General features: G+C 69.2%; 2 protein-coding genes. Both read left to right on the top strand.

What is annotated here, in order from left to right:
* A partial coding sequence (locus FVW27_RS10495; protein WP_167124952.1) for a putative bifunctional diguanylate cyclase/phosphodiesterase occupies positions 1-2,098 on the top strand: 2,098 nt, incomplete at its 5' end.
* A gap of 92 nt (positions 2,099-2,190) precedes the next feature.
* On the top strand, positions 2,191-3,549 hold a 1,359-nt coding region (locus FVW27_RS10500), incomplete at its 3' end, for an AsmA family protein (protein WP_167124954.1).

Here is a 3,549-nt window from a genome sequence, read left to right on the forward strand (position 1 = left end):
GGCCGGCGTGTCCTGCACGCTGCCCGGCCTGACAGCGGGGTACGCCACCGGCCCGGATTCGGGCCTGCCGCCGGGCGCTCTGTGCCTGTCGGGTATGGGAACGGCCCTGCGCTCGGGCGAGGTGGCCGCCGTGCGGCGCGACGGCACCCCTTGCTGGGTGGAACTTTCGCTGGTGCGACGGCAGGTGATGGGCACCACCTACGGCATCTGCCTGGTGCGCGACGTGACCGAGCGCCGCCGCGCGCAGGACGCCCTGCACCGCGCCCACGGCATGCTGGAACGCAAGGTGCGCGAGCGCACCCGCGAACTGAGCCGCGCCAACGCCCAACTGATGCTGGAAAACGCCGAGCGCCGCACGGTGGAGCAGGCCCTGCGCCGTGCGGAGGCACGCTTCCGCGGCATTTTCGAACATGCCCTGGAAGGCATCTTCCAGAGCACGCCGGAAGGGCGCTTTCTGAGCGTCAATCCGGCCATGGCCCGCATCCTGGGCTACGAAGGAGTGCAGGATCTGCTGGAGGGCGTGGAATCCATCGGCGATGGAGTCTACGTGGACCCGGCCCGGCGCGACGAGTTCGTGGCCCGCATGGAGGAGCACGGCCAGGTCAACGCCTTCGAATTCCGGGGGCGGCGCAAGGGGGGCGAACTCATCTGGCTGTCGGTCAACGCCCGGCGGGTGCCGGGGGCCGACGGGGCCACCATGTACTACGAGGGCTTTCTCGAAGACGTCACCATGGGCCACGAAAGCCGTGAACGGCTGGAACACCAGGCCTTCCACGACCCGCTCACCGGGTTGCCCAACCGCGTGCTGTTCCACGACCGGCTGCAAATGGCCCTCAAGCGCGCCGCCCGCCGCCGCAACTACACCTTTGCCATGCTGTACCTGGACCTTGACCGGTTCAAGGTCATCAACGACAGCCTGGGCCACGACGTGGGCGACGCCCTGTTGAAGGTGGTGGCCGCCAAGCTGCGTGAATGCGTGCGCGACGTGGATACCGTGGCCCGTTTCGGCGGCGACGAGTTCGGCGTGCTGCTGGAGGAAACTCCCACGCGCGGCACGGCGGTGCGCGTGGCCCGGCGCATCCGGGCGCACCTGGCGGAGCCGGTGCGCATCGGCCCGCACGAGGTGTTCACCACGGCCAGCATCGGCATCGTGCTGCGCACCGATCAGTACACCACGCCCGAAGAACTGGTGCGCGACGCGGACACCGCCATGTACCGCGCGAAAGAGCAGGGGCAGTCGCGTTTCAAGGTGTTCAACAAGCGCATGCGTGAAGAGGCGCTGCGACTGCTGACCATAGAGACGGATCTGCGCCGCGCCGTGGAACGGCAAGAGATGCGCCTGCACTACCAGCCCGTGGTGGCGCTGGAAGACGGTGGTTTGCACGGGGTGGAGGCGCTGCTGCGCTGGACGCGCACCGAAGGGGGCGACATTTCGCCCGCCGAGTTTGTGCCCGTGGCCGAGGACACCGGGCTCATCACCTCCATCGGGGCCTTCGCGCTGGAAGAGGTGTGCCTGCAACTGAGCCGCTGGAACGAAGCGGGGCTGCCGCCGCCGGGCGTGGTGCACGTGAACATTTCCGGTCGTCAGTTCATGCAGCCGGGCCTGCCCTACGCCGTGGAGATGCTGTTGGAACGCACCGGCACCGACCCGCGCGCGCTGCGCTTCGAGGTGACCGAAAGCGTGCTGATGCGCCACGGCAGCCAGGCCATCACGGTCATGGCCCAACTGCGCGACCTTGGCATCCGGCTGTGTCTGGACGACTTTGGCACCGGGTATTCCTCGCTGGGGTACCTGAAGCGGCTGCCGGTGGATTCCATCAAGATAGACCGCAGCTTCGTGGCCGGGCTGGAGTACGACCGAGACGGGCAGGCCATCGTGCGCTCCATCGTCTCGCTGGGGTTGCATCTGGGGCTGGAGATCGTGGCCGAAGGTGTGGAAACGTCCACTCAGGCGGAAATCCTGGCTTCTTTGGGCTGCCGGTATGCCCAGGGCTTTCTGTACGCGCCGCCGGTTTCGGCGGACGATCTGGCCGCCATGCTGGGCGCGGCACCGTTTCCATCCACCGGGGGTGGTGTTTTCGCGGGTGGTTCGGTATAGCATGACACGCCGCACTTGCCTGCGCCGCCCGAGAAGGGCGGCGTGTCGCGTGTCGCGGCGTGCGTGCTCCACTTCGTCGAACCGGAACCCCCATGCGTTTGCGCCCACTGCCGATCATCCTGTGCCTTGTGCTGCTTGCCGCCGTCGGCGGCTACGCGGCCTTGCGCCACCTGATCGACTCCGATGCGGCGGCGCGCCAGTTGGGTGAATCGCTTACCGCGCTTACCGGGCACGCCAGCCGGGTGCAGGGCGGGGTGCGGGTGATCTTCGATCCCGATCCCACGGTGGTGGCCCGCGACGTGGTCATGGAGCAGGCCTCCCCCTTTGCCGGGCAGGAGCCATTGCTGCGGGTGGCGGAGGCGCGCTTCAACCTGCGCCTTGCGCCGCTGTTTTTCGGCCAGGTGGAAGTGCGCGGCGTGGAAGTGGCCCGCCCGCAACTGGTTCTGCTGGCCGACGGTGAAGGCCGCAACGGCTGGGACGGGCTGCTTGAACGTCTGGGCGGGAGCGCTGCCGCACCATCTGCCGCGTCCTCTTCGCCCCTCGATTCCTCTGTTTCTTCCGTTTCCTCCTCGCCATCCGATGTTTCTGGCGCACCTGCCCCCCCTGCTTCCCCTGTCCCTTCTGACCGGCCCGGTGAGTCCGGTCCGGCGTCCCCGGCGGCAGGAGAGGGGCCGCGCATCGAGCCGTCCCCTCCCACGGCGGCCATATCCTGGTTCACCCCGCAGGTGGTGCTGACCGGCGCGGCCGCGCTGCGCATCGAAGACGCCGATCTGCAATGGCGCAACACGGCCAGCGGCGCGCAACTGCACATCCGGGGGGTGGACGTCGACTTGGTGGCCAGCAAGGGGCGTCTGGCAGAGGCGGCACTGCGGCACGGCAGCCTGGAGTGGCGCGCCGAGCCGCAGGCACGTCCCGCCATGGTGCGTGATTTTGACCTGTCGTTCACCACGCCCGGGGGCGGGTGGAAGGCGCTGCGCGATCTGTTGCAGGGGGCACTGGACGTGATGCCCCACCGCGAGGGCGCCGGGCAGAATTCCCCCGCCAGACAGGAACGTCCGGCAGAACAGGGCCCCCCCACCGGGCAGGGCAGCGCCGTGGGCAGGGCAACAGGGGGCAGGGCAGGCGTGTTGCGCATGTCCTGCACCTACGATGTGGCGCCGGGCGTCACCGGTACGCTGGGTCTGGAGGCGGCGGTTGCCCATGCGGCGCCGGATGATGCGCCATCTGGCATGACCGCGCTGTTGCCCGCCGAGGCACACGGTACGGCACGGGCGCGCGGCCATGTGCCGCTGGGGGGCAAGGCAGTGCCCTTCGAACTTGTGGTGCCCTTCGATGCGCGGCGTGGCACGGACCCGCGCATCACCGGCGCGCGCCTGCAACTGGAACAGGACGCCCTGGAGGTGACCGCCAGCCTGCGGGGGCTGGGCACCAGCGACGCGGTCGTGCACGGC

Origin of the sequence: Nitratidesulfovibrio liaohensis, from assembly GCF_011682075.1 — a bacterium.
Lineage (GTDB): Bacteria > Desulfobacterota > Desulfovibrionia > Desulfovibrionales > Desulfovibrionaceae > Cupidesulfovibrio > Cupidesulfovibrio liaohensis.